This is a genomic window from Olsenella urininfantis, from assembly GCF_900155635.1.
Taxonomy (GTDB): domain Bacteria; phylum Actinomycetota; class Coriobacteriia; order Coriobacteriales; family Atopobiaceae; genus Olsenella_G; species Olsenella_G urininfantis.
Genome location: NZ_LT732540.1, coordinates 442,125 through 464,293, shown reverse-complemented (window position 1 = coordinate 464,293; position 22,169 = coordinate 442,125). Strand labels below are relative to the sequence as shown.

Genomic DNA, 22,169 nt, shown 5'->3' with positions numbered 1-22,169 from the left:
ACCCCCTGGATGCCAAGTGGCTAGCTACTAGGCAACGAACTTCTCGAAGTACTTGATGGTGCGGACCATCTGAGAGGTGTAGGAGTTCTCGTTGTCATACCAAGAGGTGACCTGAACGAGGCTCTGGCCGTTGCCAAGGTCCTGGACCATGGTCTGGGTGGCGTCGAAGATGGAGCCGTGGGTCTCGCCGATGATGTCGCGGGAGACGATCATGTCCTCGTTGTAGCCAAAGGTCTCGGGGATGGTCTCGGCGTAGGCCTTCATGGCAGCGTTGACCTCGTCGGCGGTGACCTTCTTGTCAACGACGGCATAGAGGTTGGTGAGCGACCCGGTAGGCGTCGGGACGCGCTGGGCGGCACCGATGAGCTTACCGTTGAGCTCGGGGAGGACCAGGCCAATGGCCTTTGCGGCACCGGTGGAGTTGGGGACGATGTTCTCGGAGGCAGCGCGGGAGCGACGCTTGTCGCCCTTGCGCTGGGGGCCGTCGAGGGTCATCTGGTCGCCGGTGAAGGCGTGGATGGTTGTCATGATGCCGCTGACGATGGGCGCGAAGTCATTCAGGCCCTTGGCCATGGGAGCGAGGCAGTTGGTGGTGCAGGAGGCAGCAGAGATGATGTTGTCATCAGCGGTGAGCTGCTCGTGGTTGACGTTGTAGACGATGGTGGGGAGGTCATTGCCGGCAGGAGCGGAGATGACGACCTTCTTGGCACCGGCGTTGATGTGGGCCTGGGCCTTCTCCTTGGAGGTGTAGAAGCCGGTGCACTCGAGGACGACGTCGACGCCGAGCTCGCCCCAAGGCAGATTGTTTGCGTCCGCCTCCTTGTAGATGGTGATCTTCTTGCCATCGACCACGATGGAATCCTCGGTGGACTCGACCTTGTGGTCACGAGAGTAGTTGCCCTGGGTGGAGTCGTACTTCAGAAGATAGGCGAGCATGTCGGGCGAGGTGAGGTCGTTGATGGCGACGATCTCAGAACCCTCATGGCCGAACATCTGGCGGAAAGCCAGACGACCAATGCGACCGAAGCCGTTGATAGCAACCTTAACTGCCATTCTTTCTCCTTTCGCAAGGCCAACCGAGGCCGATCCCCAGACTGGCCATACACTTGCATGCGATTAGTTTACCCTCTTTTCGCTGAGTGGTATCCAACGCGGCGCATTCGGACCGAATTTGAGGCCCCGGGGATGAATTGACCACTCATGCGTGTGCAAATCGGGGTTATGGGCGCACGGTTGGGCACGGCGCGGCCAAGCGCGCACAACAAGATTCTGTCAGCAGCGAGCCAACTGGGCTTTTGCGGCTGAGGCAACGTCTTGTTGTCAAATACGGCCCAAATACGACAACAAGATGTCATGCGCCTCTCCCCCAACTGGAGTCTTGCAGACGGACGCGAAACTTGTTGTCACTGGCACGCCGAGAAGCGACAACAAAGCAACCGCAGGCATCAATCAACTGGGGCTTTATGGGTGGTTACAAAACTTGTTGTCACCAGCCACCCGAGAGGTGACGGGCTGTCGCACCAAGCGTGGCCGACAGGACCCCAAGAGGAGCTATCGATGCTTTCCGGGGGCCTTCTTTCCACCGCACGCCTCGTCGACGATTCTCTGCAGCCTGAGCACGCGATGGTACATAGCGCTCTTCGACGCCGGGGGAGTCAGCCTTGCGCCCAGGGCGGCAAGCGACATGTCTGGGTTTGCCCGCCTCATCAGACAGAACTCCCGCAGCGCCGGCGGAAGCGACCTGAAGCCCACGAAGCGCTCCGCATCGCTTATGAGCTGCAGCTGGTCCACGGCCGCCCCGCTCGAGCGTGCCTGGTTGGCAAGCTCGGCGTTCACCCTGCGGTTCACGTCGTTCTTGAGGGACTTCATGTGACGCACCCGCTCCACCACCTGAGCGCACCTGGTGGCGCCCATGGCCCTGAGCAGCACGACTATCTCGTCGAAGCTCTTGAGGTAGATGGCGTACGAGCCCCTTCGGTGATTGAGGCGCGCGCTCACGCCCAGGCCATCGAGCAGGCCCACAATCCCCGCGGCCAGCTCCTCCCCCGTCACGGCGATCTCGAGGTGGAAGTCTCCACGGGGGTCCGCGATGAAGCCCCCCGCCATGAAGGCGCCGCGAACGAAGGCCCTCCGGCAGCACTCCCGCTCCAGGAGCTGCATGGGAACGCCCGCCGAGAGTCCCTTTCCTGGAACGAGGATCCCCAGCCTCACCAGGTCCTCCTCGAGTTCGTCCTGCTCGGGGATCTCAATGAGGTAGTTCCTCGTGCGATGCAGGTTGGAGTGGCGCACCGTGAGCGGGGTCTCAAGGTCGAAGAGCTCGTGGGTCAGCTTGATCATGGTGCGCGCCACGGCGCCCGTCTCGGTCGATATGCGGATGGAATAGCGCCCCGAGCCATGGAAGGACATGGTGCCACAGACCCTCGTGATCGCCGAGAGCTGCGCGTATGAGCACTGCTCGCAGCTTCCTCCCACGCGGGAGAGCTCGTCTTTGACCTCTGCGGTGAATGACATCCTGGCCTAGCTCCCGTTCGCAAGGGAAAGGTCGCGGTGGGAGAGCGTCACGCGATACCCCCGCTCCTTGAGGTGCGCAGCCGTCGCGTTGGCAATGGCCACGGAGCGGTGCTGGCCGCCGGTGCAGCCCACGGCAATGGAGAGCTGGGACTTCCCCTCGGCGACATAGCCGGGCATGGCAACGTCCAGCAGCTGCTCCCAGGCCTTGAGGAAGGAGGCGGTCGTCTCGTTTCCCAGCACGAATTCACGTACCTTCTCGTCGTTTCCCGTGAGGGGTCGCATCTCGGGGTCGTAGAAGGGGTTGGGCAGGAAGCGCACGTCGATCATGAGGTCCGCCTCCACGGGCAGCCCATGCTTGAAGCCAAAGCTGAAGACGCGCACGTCCATGAGCTGCTGGTCCGCGAGCTCCGAGAAGGTGCGCCGGATTCGGTTCCCGAGCGCGGAGCTGCGCATGCGGCTGGTGTCTATCACCAGGTCGGCGTGGTCGCGTATTCCCTGGAGCTGGGCCCGCTCGCGCCTGATGGCGCTTTGCGTGCTCTGCCCCTCGACGGCCGCTGGGTGACGGCGGCGCGTCTCGTCGTAGCGCCGCATGAGCACCTCGTCGGAGGCGTCGAGAAACACCACCTTGCAGCTGATCTCGTGCTCCTCGAGGGAGCGGATGGCGTCTGACATCTCGTCGAAGAGCCCAAGGCTGCGCAGGTCGCAGGCCACGGCAAGGTGGCGCCCCACCCCAGAGTTGATGCCCACGACGCGCGCGAGGTCAAGCAGCAGTCGCGGGGGGAGGTTGTCTATGCAGTAGTAGCCCATGTCCTCGAAGACATGCAGCGCCTGCGTCCTGCCGCTTCCGGACATGCCGGTGATGATGACCACGTCAGGCACGCGGTCAAGCTCCGCGGCCGCGCGCATCTGCTGCTGGTTGGCATTTCCCATGAGCTGCTCCCCCACCGCGGCTAGCAGAGGCGCGTGCCGTTGGGTACGGGCCTCTCGAGCGTGGCGATGACGGAGGGGATGCCGTCGTCGTAGCCGATGTCCAGGAGCATGCCCTCGCTTGTCATCCCCGCCATCTTGCGTGGGGCCATGTTCACGAGGAAGAGGGTCTGCGTGCCCTGGATCTCCTTGGGGTTCTCGCGCTCCTCCTTCAGGCCCGTGAGGATGGTGCGCTGAAAGCTGCCGAAGTCCACCTGCAGCGCCACGAGCTTCTTGGAACCCGGCACGTCGTCCACGCTCACGATGGTGCCCACGCGCACGTCGAGCTTGTCCCAGTCGTCGTAGCCGATGTTGTCCTTGACGGGAGCCGCCATGGTGCCTCCTTTAAAGCGGGCGGGCGCGCGAGGTGCCCTCACGCCCGCCTCCAGCGTTAGCTCGATTGTACGGCTTTGGCGCGGCCTAGCCCTCGACGGCAGCCTTGAACCACTTGGTGAGGCTCGTGGGATGGGTGATCCCCGTGCCCACCACGGTCGCCCAGGCGCCCGCGGCCATCGCGGCGGCGGCGTCTGCCGGGGTGTGCACGTGCCCCTCGCAGATGATGGGGAGCCCTGGGAACTCGCTGGTTGCCTGCTGGAGCAGGGCGATGTCCGGGCCCTCGCCCAGGGTCGTCTCGATGGCGGGCTTGTTGTGCGAGAGCGTGGTGGAGACGAGGTCGCAGCCGCACGCGACGGCATCTCGGATGTCCTCGATGGTCATGCAGTCTGCCATGACCAGGGTCTCGCATTGAGCGCGCAGGTCCGCCACGGTCTGGGCGAAGCTGCGGCCGTCAGGCCTGGGCCTGCTGGTGGCGTCGATGGCCACCACGTCGGCGCCCGCGTTAACGCAGGCCACGGCGTGGCGCAGCGTGGGCGTGATGTAGACCCCCTCGTGGCCCTCCTTCCAGAGGCCGATGACGGGAACCTCCACGCGGCCCTTGATGGCGGAGATGTCGGCCAGCCCCTGGCAGCGGATGGCGGCGGCACCGCCCTCCTCGCAGGCCTGGGCCATCTGGGCCATGGTCTCGGGATGGCGCAGGGGCTCGCCGGGATAGGCCTGGACCGAGACGATCAGCTTCCCCTTGAGCGACTGCACCAGAGGTGATACGGGCATCGTGCCTCCTAGTTGTTGGCAAGCTCGGCATAGCCCGAGCGGATGACGTTCTCTGCGGCCCCGACGAGGGGGGCGTTGCCGCCAAGGTCCCCGGAGACGACGGGGGTCGAGGACACCGGCGGCATGACAGACTCGTTCCAGCCGCGCCTCATGGCGTCCTTCCAGGCGGATCCGCACTGGGAAACGGATCCGGAGAGGATGATGCGGTCGGGGTCGAGCATGTTGCACATGCTGCCGAGAACCTCTCCGATGGCGTGACCCGAGCGGGCCTCCGCGGCGATGGCCCTCTCGTCGCCCTGAGCCGCCAGCTGGTCGATGACGGCACCGTCCGCGGGGGTCCCGTCGGCACAGCTGGCGTCTCCTCCCAGCTCGATGAAGTGCTCGATGATGCCAGGGCCTGCGGCTATGGGCTCGAGGTGGCCGGTGGCCCCGCAGGAGCAGGGCACGCCCCGGGCGTCAGAGCAGGAGACGTGGCCGATGTGGCCAGCCTCGTTGTGGGCGCCCAGGAGTATGTGCCCATCGAGCACGAAGGCGCCGCCTATGCCAGTTCCGACGGCAACCACCAGGCAGCTGGAGCCACCCCTGCCGCCGCCCCAGCGAGCCTCGCCCAGGGCGTGGGCGTGCACGTCGTTCAGGACGCGGGCGGGAAGCCCGCAGGCGGTCTGGAGCTCCTGGCCCAGATGGGTCCCGCCCCAGCCCGGCATAATCTCGTTGGCATAGGTCACGTCGCCCGTGGCAGGATCGATGACGCCCGCGCTGGACACGCCGATGCCTTCGATTCGCACGTCACCCGCCGCCTCGATCACCCTCCTGGCGGAGGCGATGGCGTTGGCGAGGACCTGCGCTCCCCCCGCCTTCGCCTCGGTGGGCACCTTGGCGAAGTGCTCGATGGTAGGCTCGCCATCCTCGTGGATGGTGACAAGGGCGGAGGCTATCTTGGTTCCTCCGATGTCAAGCGCGACGACCCTCTTTGCTCCCATGTCGTTTCTCCCCTCTCGCATGTGCGACTACGCCTGGATGACCCCCGTGCTGACGAGCACCTGCCTGACGGCCTCGCGGTTCTCGCCCTCGAGGGGCTTGACGGGACGGGGCATGATGTCGTGGTCAATGACGCCCATGAGCTTGAGGGCGCACTTGAAGGCTCCCACGCCGCCGGCGTATCCCTGCACGCCCGTGGTCACGTCGAAGATGTGGGAGACCTCGTTGATCTGGTCCTGGATGGTCCTGACCGTCTCCCAGTCGCCAGCCTGGTAGGCGTCCCACTGCCTGACGTAGGGCTCGGGAATCACGTTGGAGAGGCCGGGGACGGAGCCATCCGCGCCGGAGAGGTACGCGCCATCGACCACGATCTCGTGGCCGGTGAGCAGGCTCAGGGGGTGCCCGGCCTTCTCGTTCTCCTGCACGAGGTAGCGGAAGCCGACGTCATCGCCCGAGGAGTCCTTGACGCCGGCCAGAACGCCCTCGCGCCCCAGCTTGACGGCGAGCTTCCAGGGGATCTTGGTGTGGACGCAGACGGGGATGTCGTAGGCGAAGATGGGCAGGTCTATCTCGTCGTGGAGAATGCGGAAGTGCTCCTCGACCTCGGCCATGCCGCCCAGGGCGTAGAAGGGGGCGGTTGCCACGATGGCGTCGGCTCCCAGCGCCTTGGCGCGCCGGGCATGCTCGACCACGCGGTCGGTCTCGGTGTCGATGCAGCCCACAAGCACGGGCACGCGGCCAGCGGCGATGCGCACTCCCTCGCGGACGATCTCGTCGCGGTGGGGGTCGCTGGAGAAGGCGACCTCGCCCGTGGAGCCCAGCAGGAAGAGACCGTGGACACCTGCGTCCAGCATGCCGTTGATCAGACGCTCGAAGGAGGGAACGTCCAGCTTGTGGTCAGGGGTGTCGGGGGTGACGAGGGGAGGGATGACTCCGCCGACCTTGAAGTCTGCCATGTGTGTCTCCTTGACTGTTGTTCGTCGTGCCGCCCCAGGGTGGAGCGCACACGAAATCATACGCGTGTCCTGAAGGGGCGTGCCCGAGCCAACCCGGACACGCCCCTTCATACGAGCCCGCTACTGGCCAAGCTTGGGATGCAGCAGCGAAGGGGCGGCTCCCAGGAGCGTCTTGGTGTAGTCGTCCTGGGGGTTGTTGAAGACCTCCTGCGCCGGCCCCTGCTCCATGATCTGGCCGTGGTTCATCACGATGATGCGATCGGATATGTAGCGCACCGTCTGGATGTCGTGGCTGATGAAGATCATGGAGAGGCCAAGCTCCTTCTTGAGGTCCGTGAGCAGGTTGAGGATCTGCGCGCGGACCGAGACGTCAAGGGCCGAGGTGGGCTCGTCGGCAATGATCGCGGAGGGCCTGAGCGACATGGCGCGCGCGATGGCGACGCGCTGGCGCTGGCCGCCGGAGAGCTGGCCGGGAAGCGCGCGCAGGGCGCTCTTGGGGAGACCGACCAGCTCCACGAGCTCGCCGATGCGCCTCTCCTGCTCGGAAGGGTCGCCCACACCGTGGACCAGCAGCGGGTCGAGCAGCTGGTCATGCACGACCATGCGTGGGTTGAGTGCCGTGGCGGGGTCCTGGAAGACCACGGAGACCACGCGGCCGATCTTCTTGCGCAGGTCTGACGTGCGCTTGGTCACGTCCGTGCCCGCGAAGTATACCTTGCCCGACGTGGGGGACTGCAGGCCGCACATCACGTTTGCGGTGGTTGACTTGCCGCAGCCCGACTCGCCCACGATGCCGATGGTCTCCCCCGGCATGAGCCTGATGGTCACGCCCTGGACCGCATGCACCAGGTTGGGATGGAAGATGGAGCCCGTACGGGTTCGGAAGGTGACCGAGATGTCATCGAGGAAGATGATCGGCTCCTGGGAGCTTGCCTTCTCCTGGGACATCTACCTCACCTCCTTGAGGGCCTCGAGGTACGGGGTGATGCCGTGTGACTCGAGGTAGTCGTCGGGAAGCTCGGAGAACAGGTGCGGGACGTCTCCGGGCAGCTGCTTGAGAACGGGGTGCACGTCGAGGCCCAGCGTGGGGTGGCTCGAGCGTGGCGCGAAGCGGTCTCCCTTGGGGAAGTCCTCGGGAGAGGGGACGGAGCCGGGCACCTGGTGCAGGCGCACGCCGGTCTTGGCGCCCTCCTCGATGGAGAGGACCGAGCCGAGGAGGCCGCGGGTGTACTCGTGGATGGGGTTGGTGAGCAGCTCCTTGGTCGGCGCCTGCTCGATGACCTGGCCCGCGTACATGACCGTGATCTCGGAGGCGACCTCGGCCACGAGGGCAAGGTCATGGCTCACGAAAATCATAGCGAAGCCAAGCTTGGCCTGGAGGTCGTTCAGCAGCTTGATGACCTGCTTCTGGACCGTCACGTCCAGTGCGGTGGTGGGCTCGTCGCAGATGACCAGGGATGGGTCGCGGGTGAGGGCCATGGCGATGAGCACGCGCTGGCGCTGGCCGCCGGAGAGCTCGTGGGGGTAGGACTCGAGGGTGCGCTTGGGGTCCAGGCCCACAAGCTCGAGGAGCTCCTCCGCAGACCGGGTGCCACCACGGTCAGTGAGCTGCTTCATCTGGGCAGAGATGAGCATGGAGGGGTTCAGGGACGAGAGGGCGTCCTGGTAGACCATGGCCAGCTCGGTCCCCAGGAGCTTGCGGTGCTCCTCGGGGGTGAGCTTGAGCAGGTCCTGCCCCCTGTAGATGATCTCTCCGGTGACGGTCTCCTTGGGATCGACCAAATTCATGATCGTCTTGGTGGTGATGGACTTTCCGCAGCCGGACTCGCCCACCAGCGCCATGCACTGGCCGGGGCGCACATCGAAGCTCACGTTGTCCACGACGTGCACGTCACCGTGGCTGAGGAAGCTGATGGCCAGGTTCTTGACCTGCAGCAGCGGCTCCACGCCATGGTCGGGGGCATGACGGTCCGTGCGGGCGAGCTCGACCTCGCGCAGGGCAGAGAGCCTACGCTCCAGCGAGTCCGCCTGCTCCGCATAGGCGCGCACGGGATCTGCCGCCAGGATGTCGTCCTCGCGGCGGCTCTCGGAGTCGCCCGTATCGACGGGGGCGCCGGGGGCGGCCGCCATGGCGTCTGTCAGGCCCTCGGAGAGGATGTTCAGGGCCAGGCAGGTGATCATGATGGCAAGGCCCGGGAAGAGCGCCTGCCACCAGCGGCCGGCAAGGACTCCTCCGCGGGCGTCTGCCAGGATGTTGCCCCAGGTGGGCGTGGGCTCGGTGATGCCAGCGCCGATGAAGGTGAGCGACGCCTCGAAGATGATGGCATCCGCCACCAGCGTCACGGTGAAGACCATGATGGGGGCGATGCAGTTGCGAAGGACGTGCTTCCACAGGATCCAAGGCGCACGCGCACCGGAGACGATGACGGCGCGCACGTAGTCCTCGCCGTACTCGCTCACCACGTTGGCGCGGACGATGCGCGCGATCTGGGGCGTGTACATGAAGCCTATCGAGAAGATGATCGACGGCACCGAGTTGCCCAGGATGGACACGAAGACGGCGGCCAGGGCGATGCCCGGGAAGGACATGATGATGTCCAGGATGCGCATGATGACCTCGGAGACCGCCTTGCGCGAGACGGCGGCAACGGCGCCGATGATGGACCCGAGGACGAGCGCCATCAGCGTGGCGCCAAATCCGATGATGAGCGAGTAGCGGCCACCATAGAGCATGCGCGAAAGGATGTCACGGCCCTTGTCGTCGGTGCCGAAGGGGAAGCCCCCGCCGGGCGCCTGGCGTGCCGTGAAGATCTCGATGGGGTCATAGGGCGAAAGCAGTGCGGCGAGGACCGCCGAGAGGGCAACCACCACAAGGATGACCAGGGCGATCTTGGAGCTCGCGCTCATCTTCTTCCAGCCGCCAAGGCGAGAGCCGCGCTTGGCCATCTCCTCAAGCTGCTGGGACTGTTCTCTTCTCTGGGTCAGCATGGCTACACCGTCCTGATCCTGGGGTTGATGAGGAGGTAGAGCATGTCAACCACGATGTTGATGATGATGAAGGAGAGGGCCACCACGATGACGACGCCCTGGACGAGCATGGTCTCGTTGCCCTGAATCCCCTCGAGGATGGCCATGCCCATGCCGGGAAGGTTGAAGATGGTCTCGATGACCACGGCGCCGCCCATGAGGTAGCCGATCTTGAGACCCAGCGTGGTGACGGGCGTGATGAGGGCGTTGCGGAGCACGTTGCGGCCGATGACCACGGCATGCGGGAGGCCGGCACCCTTTGCGGTCTTGACATAGTCGCGGTCGAGCTCCTCGACCATGGCGGTGCGCACGATGCGGGTCATCTGGCCCGTCAGGGGAACCGCGAGCGCCACGGAGGGCATGAGCATGCGGGCCATGTAGCCGCCGGGGTTGGCAAAGGGGTCGGGCAGCGGGCCCGAGGAGGGCAGCAGCTTGAGGTAGAACGAGAAAACCAAGATCATGAGGACCGCCAGCCAGAACGAGGGCGTGGCGAGGCCTGCGATGGAGAAGACGCGGATGACCTGGTCGGGCCAGCCATCGCGGTAGAGGGCAGCAAGCACGCCCAGCAGGAACGAGACAATCGCCCCGATGAAGAGGCCGATGAAGGTCAGCTGCATGGTCACGGGCAGGGCCTTCGCGACGCGCTCCCCCACGGAGTATCTGGCGGCGCCATAGGTGCCAAGGTCGCCGTGGAGCAGGCCGCCCATGTAGCGGACGTAGCGAACGGGCAGAGGGTCATCAAGACCGTGCGCCTCGTGGTACTGGGCCACCGCCTCAGGGGTCGCGCTCTCGCCGAGGGCGTTGTACGCCGGGTCGACCTTCGAGAACGACATGAGGAAGAACACGAGAATCGTGACACCAAGTGCCATGATCGGCAACGCGACCAGGCGACGACCGATAAGTCGCAGCAAATTGTTCACGAGCCCTCTCCCCTCTCATTGCTCCGGAACACTTGTAATGACAAAAACAGTATCTCACCTGAGAAGAAGGGCCCGGGCTTCTTTCGTGGATGCCCGGGCCCTCCCTTGCTGTCCGTGTGACTACTTGACGGTGGTGACGCCCGTGAGAGCGATGCCGGTGGTGCCGATGCCGGCGAAGTCAGCGGAGACCTTGACGCCGTCGCCGTTGGCGGTCTCGCGCCAAGAGGCGGTGGAGGTCTTCACCTGGAGAACAGGATACAGCGGCACGTTCTCGGCAATGAGGTCGAAGCAGCTGTTCCAGAGCTTCTGCTGCTCCTCTCCCTTTGCGGCGAGGGCGGAGGCCATGGTCTCGCTGAGCGTCTTCCACTCCGCGGACTCCTTCCAGGGGCAGCGCTTCTGCATCCAGGTGTTGTCGCCGTACCACCAGTTGAGCAGGAGGTCGGGGTCGGCGCCGAAGCAGGAGGGGTCGCCAGGGGCGAGCAGAAGGTCATAGGCCTCGCCGCCGTCGATGGCGGCGTAGGTCGCCGCGGAGGTGTCGGTCTGGATGGTTACCTTGAACCCCAGGGCGTCGAGGTCGTTCTTGATCTGCGTGGACATGGCGACAATGTCGTCCTTGTCCGTGGTGCGCAGGGTGACCTCGCCAGGAGTGACGCCGGACTCGGCGATGAGCGCCTTGGCCTTCTCGAGGTCGTACTTGTACACGACGGAGGCCTCGTGGTAGTTGGGGAACGCCTTGTCGTTGGGCAGGTAGCAGGAGGGTGCGGCGGCCATGCCGTTCATGGCGTTGGTGATCATCTGGTCGTAGTTCAGGGCGAACATGACGGCCTGACGCACCTTGACGTTATCCCAGGGAGCCTTGGCGACGTTGAACATCATGAAGCGGGTGCCGAAGCCCTGGACGGTGTCCACGCTCATGCCGGCGCTCTTGAGCTGGTCGATGGAGTCGGCGGGGACGGACTCGGAGATCAGCGTGGTGCCCTGCTGGGCGGCCGTCACGCGGGCGGTGGCGTCCTTCAGGACGTCGTAGCGGATGCTGTTGTCCTTGGCGACGAGCTCGCCGTTGTAGTTCTCGTTCGGGACGAGGGTGACGGTCGCGTCAGAGACCTCGCTGAACATCCAGGGGCCGGTGCCGGTGGGCTTGGCGGTGAGCTCCTCGTCGGTGGCGGCGGTGGGGACGACCTTGACGATGGCCAGGCGCTCCTTGAGCAGCGAGAAGTTGGGGACGGCGGTCTTGATGGTGACCGTCTTCTCGTCCTTGGCCTCGACGGAGGCGATGGGGGTCAGCATGGAGACGTAGATGTTGCCACTGGCGCTGGAGCGCTTGAAGGAGCTGGCAACGTCCTCGGCGGTGACGGCGGAGCCGTCGGAGAACTTGGCGCCGTCGCGCAGGGTGACCTCGAAGGTGGTGTCGTCGACCTTGGTGGGGTCGCCGGCGGCGAGGGCGGGGCGCGTGCTGTAGTCGTGGAAGTCAAGCTCGTAGAGCCCCTCGACGACGTTGAGATTGGCGCTCAGGGCGAGGGCGGAAGAAGTGGTGGACGGGTGGTAGTTCTGGGTGGCATAGGCGGTGCCGACCGTCAGCTCGCCACCACCAGCGGTGGCTGCCGCGCTGTCGGAGCCCGCCTCCTCCTTCTTGCCGCAACCGGCGAGGCCAAGGCCCGCCAGAGCCGCAGCGCCGCCGCCAAGGCCGAGGAACGAACGACGAGAAAGGTTCATGCTCATGAAATCCTCCATGTCTTGTGGTGCACTCCACGTATACGTGCCTTCGTGCGCCGCCCTTGCGGCACACCCCTTCACCGAGAAGGGTATGACATCCGCGCAACATGTTCGAAACCTTCTCCGCCCAGCGGCATGCAAGGCGGCACGGACGGACAAACTTGTAAAGTCAACTATCGAGTGATAGCGCTTTCTGAAACCGTGCGCACCCAGCCGTCGTCTCCAACTGCGAATATTTAATTTAGATTGTGAATAGAATGACCCGCGAGAAAAGCGCTCCCTACTCCTGGGCCGTCTGTGCCCTCTCGCCCTCCCAGGCGCGCAGCACGTCGAAGATCTCCTGTGCCATGCGCCCGTTTACGCCCCTCACGGCGGCAATGTCCTCGACGCTTGCCATCCTCAGGCGCTTCAGCGAGCCGAAGTGGGACATGATCGCCTTGCGGCGCTTGGGCCCCACGCCTCCCACCTCGTCCAATATGGACACGGTCTGCGCCTTGGTGCGAAGCTCACGGTGGAAGGCGATGGCGAAGCGGTGGCTCTCGTCGCGCACCTGCTTGATGAGGTAGAGGGAGGGAGACCCCGAGGGAAGGACGACGGGGGTCTCGTCCCAGGGCACGAAGACCTCCTCGTCGGACTTCGCCAGGCCGCAGACGGGGATGTCCAGGCCAAGCTCCGACAGCTGATGCAGCGCCGCGGAGAGCTGCGGCTTGCCGCCGTCAACCACCAGAAGGTCCGGGGCGGCCGAGGCGAAGCGCCCGTCTGCCATGTTCTTGGGGCTGTACCTGCGGCCAAGCACCTCCTCCATGGACATGAAGTCGTTGGCCTCGTCGAGCTCGGCACGGATCTTGAAGCGGCGGTACTGCGCCTTGTCGGGCCTCCCGTTGGTGAAGACCACCATGGAGGCCACCGTGAAGCTGCCATGCAGGGTTGAGATGTCAAAGCACTCGATGCGCAGGGGCAGCCGGTCCAGGGCAAGGGCGCTCTCGAGCTGCAGGAGCGCCTGGTTGGTGCGCTCGTCGGCGTATCCCGTGCGCACCATGTAGCGCATGAGCGCATGGCGGGCGTTGCGTGACGCCAGCTCGAGCAGGTGGCTCTTCTCACCGCGCCGGGGACGATGGATGCGGCAGAGGTGGCCGCGCTTCTCGCCGAGCCACTCCCCCAGAAGGCCCGCGTCCGCAAGCTCCACCGCCACGTCCACCTCGGCAGGGACGTCTGCGGTCTCGTCGTAGTAGCGCTTAATGAAGCCCTCCGTGAGCTCCTGCTCGTCCACGTCCGCGCCCTTGTTGAGGATGAACTCGCTGGAGCGCACCGTACGGCCCTCTCGGACCACGAAGACGCAGGCGCACGAGATGGTCTCCTCGCGGTAGATGCCCACCAAATCAAGGCTCACCTCGGAGGAGAACATGACCTGCTGGCTGTCGTCGAGCCCCTCGATGACGTCCAGGCGGCGCTTGATGCGGCCCGCCCTCTCGAACTCCAGGGCCGCCGCGGCATCGCGCATATGCCCCTCGAGCTCGCCGACTATGGCAGACCTTCTGCCCGAGAGGAACTGCTCCACCTGCCGGACGTTCGCCGCATAGCTCACGGTGTCTATCTCGCCGCAGCAGACTCCGGGCCCGCGGCCCACGTGGTAGTCGAAGCAGGGGCGGCCGCGCTTGGCGAGCACCATGTTGGCGACGGCCGCCTCGTCCGGATGCGACTCCAGGTAGCGACGCGCCCTCTTCCACTCCGCGCAGCTTGCGCTGCAGACGGGAACTGCCTTGCGCAGGGTGTCGATGGTCTCCCGTGCCGCCTGGGCGTCCGTGTAGGGACCGAAGTAGCGCGTGCCCTTGCGGTGGCGCTCGCGCGTGTACTTGATGGCCGGGAAGACGTCAGACATGGTGAGGGCGATGTAGGGGTAGCTCTTGTCGTCCTTGAAGTCCACGTTGAAGTAGGGGTGGTACTGGGCTATGAGGTTGCGCTCCAGGACCAGCGCCTCGTGCTCGGACTCGACCACGATGTAGTCGAAGCTGCGCACCACCTGCATCATCAGGGGGATCTTCATGCGGTCGTCGGTGAGGTTGACGTACTGGAACATGCGCGAGCGCAGGTTCTTGGCCTTTCCCACGTAGATGACCTCGTCGTGCGCGTCCTTCCACAGGTAGCAGCCGGGCTCCGTGGGCACGAGGGCCACCTGCTCGGCGAGGGTGGGCGCGCCCTCAGGGCCAACGCCGCCTTGGGGAAGGCTGTCCAGGGGAGGCACGGGAAAACCTACTCCCGACCGGTGACGGAGCGCAGCCAGCCACGCAGCGACTTGGCTCGCACGAGGGCGGCATAGCCCAGCTCCTTGAAGGCGATGTCCCTGTCGGGGGCCACCGGGGTGACCTCCTTGGCGAACTTCGTCTTGAAGGTGTTGAGACGAGCGAGCTCGGGGGTGAGGTCGCTGCCGATGCCCATCTGGTCGTAGCTCACGCAGCCCATGCGTCCCAGCTCGCAGCATTCGTAGTAGATGAGCCCGTCGGTCGCGAGGGCACGAGCCGCCTCGCCGCGAGACGCCCCGTAGTAGCGCACCGCGCTTGAGCCCGAGATGGTGGCGATGGTCCAGGTGATGAGCCTGCCGTCAATCCTGCCGGCAAAGAGGCGGCAGCGCCCGGGACCCAGGATCCGCAGCATGTTCTCGTACTCCGCGCAGGGCGCGGGCACGAAGTCGTCCCGCTCGGCGGTCTCGACCATGACCTCGTAGTACTCGTCGAAGGAGGCGCTGGCCCTCTCGGTCTCGTCCGCGAAGACCGCCTGGCACTCGCGCAGCGACTTGCGCACGTCACGACGGCCGCGAGGCTTCATGCGCGAGAGGATCTGCTCGTCTCCCCCGGTGAGGTCGATGACCACGGTCTGGTCATAGGGGTAGCTGGAGAGCGTCTGGTGGGTCTGGGGCAGCTCGCTCTTGACGCAGAGGCGGGCGAACACCTGGCGCTTGTCGCGCCCGCGCACGAAGTCCTGGATGGCGAGGATGGCCTTGCGCTCCTCTTCCGGGCCGGGCTCCTCGACCCAGACGGGTCCATGATGGGAGCGCAGGTAATGGTAGCCGTGGGTCTTGTAGTCCACGAACGAGATGAGCGCCTTGACCCTCTCGTCCTCGCCCTCGATCACGCAGCAGCCCCAGGGGGCGCGGCCCTCGACGGTCTCCTCGAGGCGAGACCACGCCTCGGTCTGCTCGATGGGAAGCGTGACGCCCAGCTCGAGCGCGACTTCCTCAAAGCGCTTGAAGGTGACCTGTCTCAGCTGCATGCATCGCTCCAAACCAACGTGGCCATATCTGTGGCACCGGGCACCGGACGGGCCGCAGGAGGCGGCCCGTCGGTCAATTGTACGACTGCGCCTGGGCGCGTCGGCAAATGCGCGGTAGCTCCAAAAGCTCCAGCGAGTGCCACGGGCTCTAGCGGCGGCGAAGGACGCGGGCGAGCATGGCCCGCATCGCCTCGCTCTCGGGAAGCCTGAGCAGTGCCGCCAGGCCATAGGTGACCAGGACCGCGGGCACGCCGGCACAGACGCAGTACAGGAGGCTCAGCTTCACGGACACGCCCCAGGGGCCCACCAGCTGGTTGAGGACCGCGAAGATGCCAGCGCCGGCCATCACGCCCGCCATGCCCAGAAACGTGGAGCGCAGGGTTGAAAGCAGCATGGACCTGAGTCCGAGCGCGCCCACCTGAGAGCGGACGTGCAGGAAGGTGACCACGTCCACCGCCAGGTAGAACAGGGTGGTTGAGAAGGCGACGCCGGCGAGGCCGAGCGCGTCCGTCAGCGTCAGGCAGAACACCACCTGCATAACCGACGCGACCACGATGGCAAATGCGAAGAACTTCATCCTCCTCAGGGCGGAGCATATCTTCTGGAGGTAGGTGCTGATCCCATAGAAGGGCAGGGAGACGGAAAGCCACTGCAGGTAGATCGTGGTGTCCGCAAGTCCCTGGGAGTCGAACTTGCCCGCCGCCATGATGGTGATGAGGCAGGGGGCGAAGAACACCAGATAGAGTGTGAACGGCACCAGCATGAAGATGATCCTCTCGCTGCCGTAGCGCACGCCCTCCTTGAAGGAGGCCATGTCGTCCGCAGCGGCGAAGTCAGAGAGCTCGGTGAACATCGCCACCGTGGTGGGGATGGCGAAGACCGAGTACGGCAGCACGTACCAGAGCCTGGCGTAATAGGCGATGGACGCCCCCGCGGCGCTCACCTGCAGCGAGCTGGAGGTCTGCACCGCAACCGTGGGAAATGACGCAATGGTGGCCACGAGGGTGGGGACGCCGATGGCGAGCGTCTCCCTGAGGGCCGGGTCCCGCCAGTCGATGTGGGGCCGCAGGACTATGCCATGCCTCCTCAGGCTGGGAAGCTGCATGACCACCTGAACCGCCACGCCAAGGGGGTTGCCGACGGCAAGCAGAAGCATGGCCAGGGCCGGGTTGCTCTGGGCGAAGACCGCATAGAAGACGAAGGAGAGCGTGCAGATCACGTTGTTGAAGATGGGCGCGGCATTGCTCCAAAGGTAGTCCCTCTCGGCGTTGAGGACCCCGGACACGATGGAAGAGAGCGCATAGAGCACGATCTCTATCACGAAGAAGCGGAAGAGGTAGACAGAGAGCCCGGCGTCGAACTCCGCGGTGGCCGAGAAGGACTGGGTCCAGATGATGGGGCCGGCCAGGACGAACGAGGCCACCGTGAGGACGCCCATGAAGAGCGTGACGATCGAGAGCAGGTTGGAGGCGTAGCGCGTTGCGCCATCCTGTCCCAGGCGCTTCTTGACCGACATGTACACCGGCAAGAACGCGGTCATGATCATGCCGCCCATGACCAGCTCGTACAGCTGGTTGGGCATGCCGTTGGCAACGGTGTAGGCACTTGCCAGGGCCGTTACGCCCAGCGCGTACGCCTGGCCCCAGGTTCGGAAGAAGCCCGTGATGCGGCTGATGATGACCAGGACGCTCATGAGGGCGGCCGAGCGGCTCACCGACTGCTGGTCCTGGGCCTTAACGGCGACGGGCGCCGCATCTGCGCGCGTCTCTGCCGCAAAGTGCCTACCGTAGCGATTGCCTATAGCCTGTGACATCTCAACCTCGCGAAGGCGCCCGCAAGGCCCGCAGGGGCCCGCATCAGGCACCAAGAAAGACCATGAGACGGCAGAGGGGCTCATCCATCTCGCAGCGGACATGCGTGCCTCTCGCGCGGCGCGGCCGCCACGAGGCTCCTCTGAGAGCCAGTCTATTGCATGGGCGGCAGACATGCCCCTCGGTGAGCCAGTTCATGGAAGAAGCAGCGGCCGCATGGCAAGGTGCGCGGCGAGCCGCTACCCTAGGGCAAAAGGTCCTGACAAGAGACGCGAGGTGGCACGCATGCGGGTTGACACGGTCCTTGAGGCAGACGTCCTGGTGGTGGGCATGGGCCTGGCGGGCAGCCAGGCGGCGCTTGCCGCGGCTCGGGCCGGGGCCCGCGTCCTGCTTGCCGGCAGCTTCCATGACTTTGGGGGCGCCAGCTTCCGGGGCGGCACCTGGGGCATGGGCCTGGTGGGACCCGAAAGTGAGCAGGACCAGGAGGAGTTTGCGCGCAGCATAGAGGAGGTGGGCTGTGGCATGGCCGACCCGGAGCTCGTGCGCACGCTGGTGGCGGGGATCCCCCGGGCCATACGGCGCCTCGAGGGCATGGGCGTCAGGCTGCGCAGGCCCACAAACGCAGGGGAGCGAGAGTATATCCCCTGCTTCGACCACAAGAGCCGCCTGTGGCGCGGCATCGAGCGGCCCTCTCTGCGCGAGGCGAGCGGGACGGCGCTTCGCGAGGCGGGCGTCGGCATCCTGCCCTCGTTTGAGCTTGTTGACCTCGCCTGCGAGGGCAACAGGGTGCAGGGGGCGCTGTTCCTGGACAAAGGGGCAAGCCCCGCGCGGCTTGTGCAGGCAAGGGCCGCCAGCACGGTTCTGGCCACGGGCGGCATGGCGGGCCTCTGGCGGGACAGCTTCGCACCCTCGGACAACAACGCAGCCGTGCAGGGGCTGGCACTCTCGTACGGCGCAGGCCTCGTAAACCTTGAGTTCGTCCAGATGATGCCCGTGATGCTCGAGCCGAGGCGCGGCATCGTGATCAACGAGAAGGCCCTTCGCTGGGCCAGGCTCACGGACGACGGAGGGGAGCTATTGGGCCCGTGCGCCCAGGCCGTACTGGACCAGCGCGCGACGCACGGCCCCTTCACCTCTCGCCTGCGGTCCAGGGAGTTTGACCTCGCCGTCTCTCGCGCGCACAATGTGCGGCTGCGCTACGAGGGCCTCCCCGATCCCCTGCCAGAGCTCATGCAGACCTACTGGGACTGGCTGAAAGGCCAGGGGGTGGGAGTTGACGACGAGCTGTCCATCGGCCTCTTCGCCCATGCGAGCAACGGTGGGGTCTCCATCAACCCTGATGCCTCCGTGCGGGGGATCGAAGGCCTCTTCGCCTGCGGGGAATGCACGGGCGGCATGCACGGCGCAGACCGCATTGGGGGCCTCTCGAGCGCAAACTGCCTGGTGTTTGGCCATGCCGCCGGCCTCTCGGCGTCCGCATGGGCAAACGGGCACCCGCTGGCCCGCGCGGGCCAGGCCGCCGTGGACGGGAGGGCCTGCCCACAGGCGGCAGAGCTCGGGGAAGGCATGAGGGCCCTCATGCAGGAAGGCTGCATGGCGCTCAGGAGCGAGGACTGCCTGCGGTCCACCATGGAGAGGCTCCTGGATCTGGGAGAACGGCTGCGTGAAGGCCTCCGGCCCAGCACCGACCTCCCGGAGATCGCCAAGGCCCAGGCGCTGCGCGGACAGCTTCTGGCGGCGCGCGCAAGCGTCCTTGCCATGCTACTCAGAAACGAGAGCCGCGGCCCGCACTACCGGGAGGACCATCCCGGCCAAGACCCCCGGCAGGCGCACGCCCGCACGCTGACCCTCAAGGACCTCCCCTCCCGCTAGCCTCTCGCCCGGCATGCGAAAGGGCGGGTGCGACTTTCAAAGTCGCACCCGCCCCGATCTTGCGCCTGGGCTTCTCGTCCCTAGATGGGAGAGCCGCCGCCGCAGAAGCCGTAGCACCAGTCGATGGAGCGCACGGTGACGCCCACGCTGTAGCCCTCCGCATGGACAACCTGGCTGCCACCGATGTACATGGCAACGTGGTAGGTGGTGTTGCCGCCATCGTACGAGTAGAAGACGAGGTCGCCGGGCTGCAGCTGGCTCACGGAGCTGACCCAGCGGCCGCTGGAGCGCATCCACTGGAACTGCCCGTAGCTATAGTGACCGGAGGTCAGGGGAATGCCCACGCCCGCCTGCCCCCAGGCGTAGTTGGTAAGGCCGTTGCAGTCCCAGTTGCTGCCGTCGTTGTCATGGCCATAGGGCTTGCCCACCTGGGCCAGCGCCGCGTTGACCGCAATGCTGCGCTGGTCGGAGGTTGCCGAGGAGGATCCGCCCCCACCCCAGTCGTCGGAGGAGCCGTTGTCGTTGCTGGAGCTGCCGCCGCCATCGTTCGAGGAGCTGCCACCGCCGTTGCCCGAGCTGTTGGAACTCTCGCCGCCGTTCGAGCTGTTCGAGCTGCTGGATGGCGAGTTGTCGGAGCCGTTGGGCTGCTGCTGGGCCTGCTCTGCGGCGAGAGCCGCCTCGGCCGCCTTGCGGGACTCCTCGGCAATGCGGGCACGCTCGGCCGCGAGGGCCTGCTTGACGTCATCGGAGAGCTGGTTCACGTAGGCGGCCATGTCGGACTCGGCATTGCGGGCACGCTGGGCCTCGTCGGACTTGCTGGCCACCAGCGCCTGCTGCTCGGCCTCCTTGTCCTTAAGCTCCTTCTGGTTTGCCTCGAGCTCCGCCTGGAGGTCCTGCACCTTCTTGATCTCCGCGGCCTCGTCCTTGGCAATCTTGTTGGCATAGAACAGGTTGGCGACCAGCTTGTCGAAGTTCTCGGAGTTCAGCACCAGGGAAAGCAAGCTGTTGCCCGTGTCGTTCTTGTACGAGCTTGAGATGTGCTCCGAGAGCGAGGACTGCGCCTCGGCAAGGTCCTTCTTGTTCTGCTCGATCTGGCCGGTGACCTCAGAGATCCTTGCCTGGGTCTGGTCAAGGTCATAGCTGGTCTTGCCCAGCTCGGCCTCGGCCTGGTCAAGGTTCCTCTGCAGGGAGTCGAGCTGCGCCTGGGCCGCCTCGAGCTTCGACTGGAGCTCTGCGGTGGACTCGTCAGCGTGGGCGAGGCGGGGGGCGATGGCGGGTGTGATTGCAAGGGCTGCGGCAAGCGCCACGGCAAGGGACCTATGTATCTGCACGCGGTGGTGATTATTCTGCATTTGCGCGCTCCAATCCAATCATAGTCGTCGGATATGCCTCATTTCCCGTGCATGTCTAGCCTAAAACGTACATCTTGCGAATGCAAACGGAATCAGGCCGGAAAGTGGCAGGTAATCCGCAGAACAGCAGCACGGATCGCGCGACTGTTCCTCGCCTTTTCGTACCTTGAGACGCTACCCGCCCTGCCTGGCGCAACTCACGGGCGCTGGCGCGAACACATTCGATGCCCACAAGCACCAAAAAGACTTTAAGATTTCTGCACCACCCTTTCCCCTGCAGGGAAAGGCCAGCTCCTGCCGCCCGCTCCCTCATGGGCGAGATGACTGAGGGAGAAGCTGGCGCACATCATTTCGCCCGAGGGAGGCTCGGAAAAACGAGGTTACGCGGCAAGGCGCTAGAATAAGGCCCGCATTCCCGCACGCACCTCCCTGGAATGGAGCGCAGGTTGAAGACGAATCAGACACGCACGGACATCCAGCCCGTGATCATAGGTGGCGACATCTCCTCATACCCCCTGGCCCGCGAGTTCCATGAGGCCTTTGGCGTCACCAGCATCTGCGTGGTGCCCGAGCCCCTCAAGATCATCGAGTACTCGAGCTTCATCGAGCACTACCGCACCAGGGACCTCAAGGCACAGGACATTCTGGGCGCATTGGAGGACATCGCCTCGAGGGACACCCACAGGCACGTCATCCTCATGGCCAACTCCGACGCTGCGGTGGCGGTGCTCGAGGAGGTAAAGGGCCTCCTCCCCGCAAACGTCATCTGCCCTTTGCCCCCGCATGACGTGATGGAGAGGGTCTCCAACAAGATCAGCTTCGCGGAGCTCTGCCGCGAGCACGGGCTGGGGACGCCCCACTCCGAGGTGGTGCACTTGGCCGGAGACGAGCCCATCTCCCCCACCAACGTGCCCTTCCCGCTCATTGCCAAGCCTGCCGTATCCTCGGCGGAGTACACGAGCCTCTACCAGAGGGGCTTCAAGAAGGTCTACTTCATCCAAGGCCAGGCCGAGCTCGACGAGCTCTGGGCAAACCTGCGAGCCGAGGGCTTTGTCGGGGACTTCCTGGTGCAGAAGCTCATCATGGGCGATGACAGCTACGTTGACATGATCACCGCCTACGTGGACCAGCGAGGCGAGGTGACCATGTTCGCCTCCGCACAGGTCCTTCTGGAGGACCACGCGCCCACCCTCTTCGGCAACCCCGTGGGAATGATCTGCCGTCCCATGCCCGAGCTCTGGGAGAGGGTGGGCGGGCTGCTCAAGGACATCGGCTGGCGGGGCTTTGCAAACTTTGACATGAAGCGCGACCCCGACACCGGCGAGGTCCTCTTCATGGACTTCAACCCACGCATCGGCTGCAACTCCTACTACATCTGCGCGGGCGGCATCAACCCCATGGAGGTGCTTGTCTCGGACCTGGTGGACCACAAGGGCGGAATCTCCCGCATCAGCCGCAAGGCCATCTACACGCGCACGCCCACGTCCCTTCTGCGCAGCTACCTCACCGACGGCACCCTCACGAAGGAGTTCGATGGCCTGGTGAGGGATGGCCTGGTGTTCAACCCCATGCGCTATCCCGGCGACGGGCTCAAGGCGCGCCTGATGGGGCTGCTCATGACGGAGAACTTCAGGCGCAAGTTCGCGCGCTACTATCCGAAGGTCACCGACACCGCGTTCTAGGAGC

The 22,169-nt window shown here is 65.4% G+C and carries 17 protein-coding genes; 2 read left to right on the top strand and 15 right to left on the bottom strand.

From position 1 onward, the window contains the following. Positions 1–27: 27 nt before the first annotated feature. From gap to murJ, 14 genes are all read right to left on the bottom strand, one after another. Positions 28–1,053 (bottom strand): type I glyceraldehyde-3-phosphate dehydrogenase, encoded by a 1,026-nt coding sequence (gene gap, locus CZ375_RS02070; protein WP_077597665.1) that lies wholly within the window; start codon positions 1,051–1,053, stop codon positions 28–30. 498 nt (positions 1,054–1,551) lie between these two features. Then, on the bottom strand, positions 1,552–2,511 hold the full coding sequence (gene whiA / locus CZ375_RS02065) for a DNA-binding protein WhiA (protein WP_077597664.1): 960 nt from the start codon (positions 2,509–2,511) through the stop codon (positions 1,552–1,554). Between the two features lie 6 nt (positions 2,512–2,517). Next, positions 2,518–3,441, bottom strand: coding sequence for an RNase adapter RapZ (gene rapZ, locus CZ375_RS02060; protein ID WP_077597663.1), 924 nt, complete (start codon positions 3,439–3,441; stop codon positions 2,518–2,520). Positions 3,442–3,461: 20 nt separating this feature from the next. Further along, a complete protein-coding gene (locus tag CZ375_RS02055; protein ID WP_077597662.1) occupies positions 3,462–3,812 on the bottom strand; it encodes a tRNA-binding protein in 351 nt (116 codons plus the stop codon). A gap of 85 nt (positions 3,813–3,897) precedes the next feature. After that, complete coding sequence (locus tag CZ375_RS02050; protein ID WP_077597661.1) at positions 3,898–4,587, bottom strand: N-acetylmannosamine-6-phosphate 2-epimerase; 690 nt, start codon at positions 4,585–4,587, stop codon at positions 3,898–3,900. 8 nt (positions 4,588–4,595) lie between these two features. Continuing rightward, the gene (locus tag CZ375_RS02045; protein ID WP_077597660.1) at positions 4,596–5,567 is read right to left on the bottom strand and encodes an ROK family protein; all 972 of its coding nucleotides are present in this window, start codon (positions 5,565–5,567) and stop codon (positions 4,596–4,598) included. A 27-nt stretch (positions 5,568–5,594) separates the two neighbouring features. Continuing rightward, on the bottom strand, positions 5,595–6,521 hold the full coding sequence (locus tag CZ375_RS02040; protein ID WP_077597659.1) for a dihydrodipicolinate synthase family protein: 927 nt from the start codon (positions 6,519–6,521) through the stop codon (positions 5,595–5,597). A gap of 120 nt (positions 6,522–6,641) precedes the next feature. Then, positions 6,642–7,469 carry an ABC transporter ATP-binding protein gene (locus CZ375_RS02035; RefSeq protein WP_077597658.1) on the bottom strand — a complete coding sequence of 276 codons (828 nt, stop codon included), beginning with the start codon at positions 7,467–7,469 and terminating at the stop codon, positions 6,642–6,644. Then, on the bottom strand, positions 7,470–9,509 hold the full coding sequence (locus CZ375_RS02030) for a dipeptide/oligopeptide/nickel ABC transporter permease/ATP-binding protein (RefSeq protein ID WP_077597657.1): 2,040 nt from the start codon (positions 9,507–9,509) through the stop codon (positions 7,470–7,472). 2 nt (positions 9,510–9,511) lie between these two features. Further along, positions 9,512–10,468: an ABC transporter permease gene (locus tag CZ375_RS02025; RefSeq protein WP_077597656.1), complete on the bottom strand. Its 957-nt coding sequence runs from the start codon at positions 10,466–10,468 to the stop codon at positions 9,512–9,514. A 120-nt stretch (positions 10,469–10,588) separates the two neighbouring features. After that, entirely contained in the window at positions 10,589–12,199 is a 1,611-nt protein-coding gene (locus tag CZ375_RS02020) for an ABC transporter substrate-binding protein (RefSeq protein ID WP_077597655.1), read from the bottom strand. Positions 12,200–12,461: 262 nt separating this feature from the next. Beyond that, a complete protein-coding gene (gene uvrC / locus CZ375_RS02015; protein ID WP_077597654.1) occupies positions 12,462–14,423 on the bottom strand; it encodes an excinuclease ABC subunit UvrC in 1,962 nt (653 codons plus the stop codon). Between the two features lie 8 nt (positions 14,424–14,431). Further along, positions 14,432–15,448 (bottom strand): lipid II:glycine glycyltransferase FemX, encoded by a 1,017-nt coding sequence (locus CZ375_RS02010; protein WP_077597653.1) that lies wholly within the window; start codon positions 15,446–15,448, stop codon positions 14,432–14,434. A 148-nt stretch (positions 15,449–15,596) separates the two neighbouring features. Further along, the gene (murJ, locus tag CZ375_RS02005) at positions 15,597–17,261 is read right to left on the bottom strand and encodes a murein biosynthesis integral membrane protein MurJ (protein WP_077598721.1); all 1,665 of its coding nucleotides are present in this window, start codon (positions 17,259–17,261) and stop codon (positions 15,597–15,599) included. Positions 17,262–17,544: 283 nt separating this feature from the next. On the opposite strand from murJ, the gene CZ375_RS02000 reads away from it, so the two are divergent. Then, positions 17,545–19,131 carry an FAD-dependent oxidoreductase gene (locus CZ375_RS02000; RefSeq protein WP_159438340.1) on the top strand — a complete coding sequence of 529 codons (1,587 nt, stop codon included), beginning with the start codon at positions 17,545–17,547 and terminating at the stop codon, positions 19,129–19,131. Between the two features lie 80 nt (positions 19,132–19,211). Here CZ375_RS02000 and CZ375_RS01995 read toward each other — a convergent pair whose 3' ends face one another. Then, positions 19,212–20,483: a C40 family peptidase gene (locus CZ375_RS01995; RefSeq protein WP_077597651.1), complete on the bottom strand. Its 1,272-nt coding sequence runs from the start codon at positions 20,481–20,483 to the stop codon at positions 19,212–19,214. A gap of 446 nt (positions 20,484–20,929) precedes the next feature. Between CZ375_RS01995 and CZ375_RS01990 the strand changes: the two genes are divergently transcribed. Continuing rightward, positions 20,930–22,165 (top strand): carboxylate--amine ligase, encoded by a 1,236-nt coding sequence (locus CZ375_RS01990; protein WP_234966806.1) that lies wholly within the window; start codon positions 20,930–20,932, stop codon positions 22,163–22,165. The last annotated feature ends 4 nt before the right edge of the window (positions 22,166–22,169 follow it).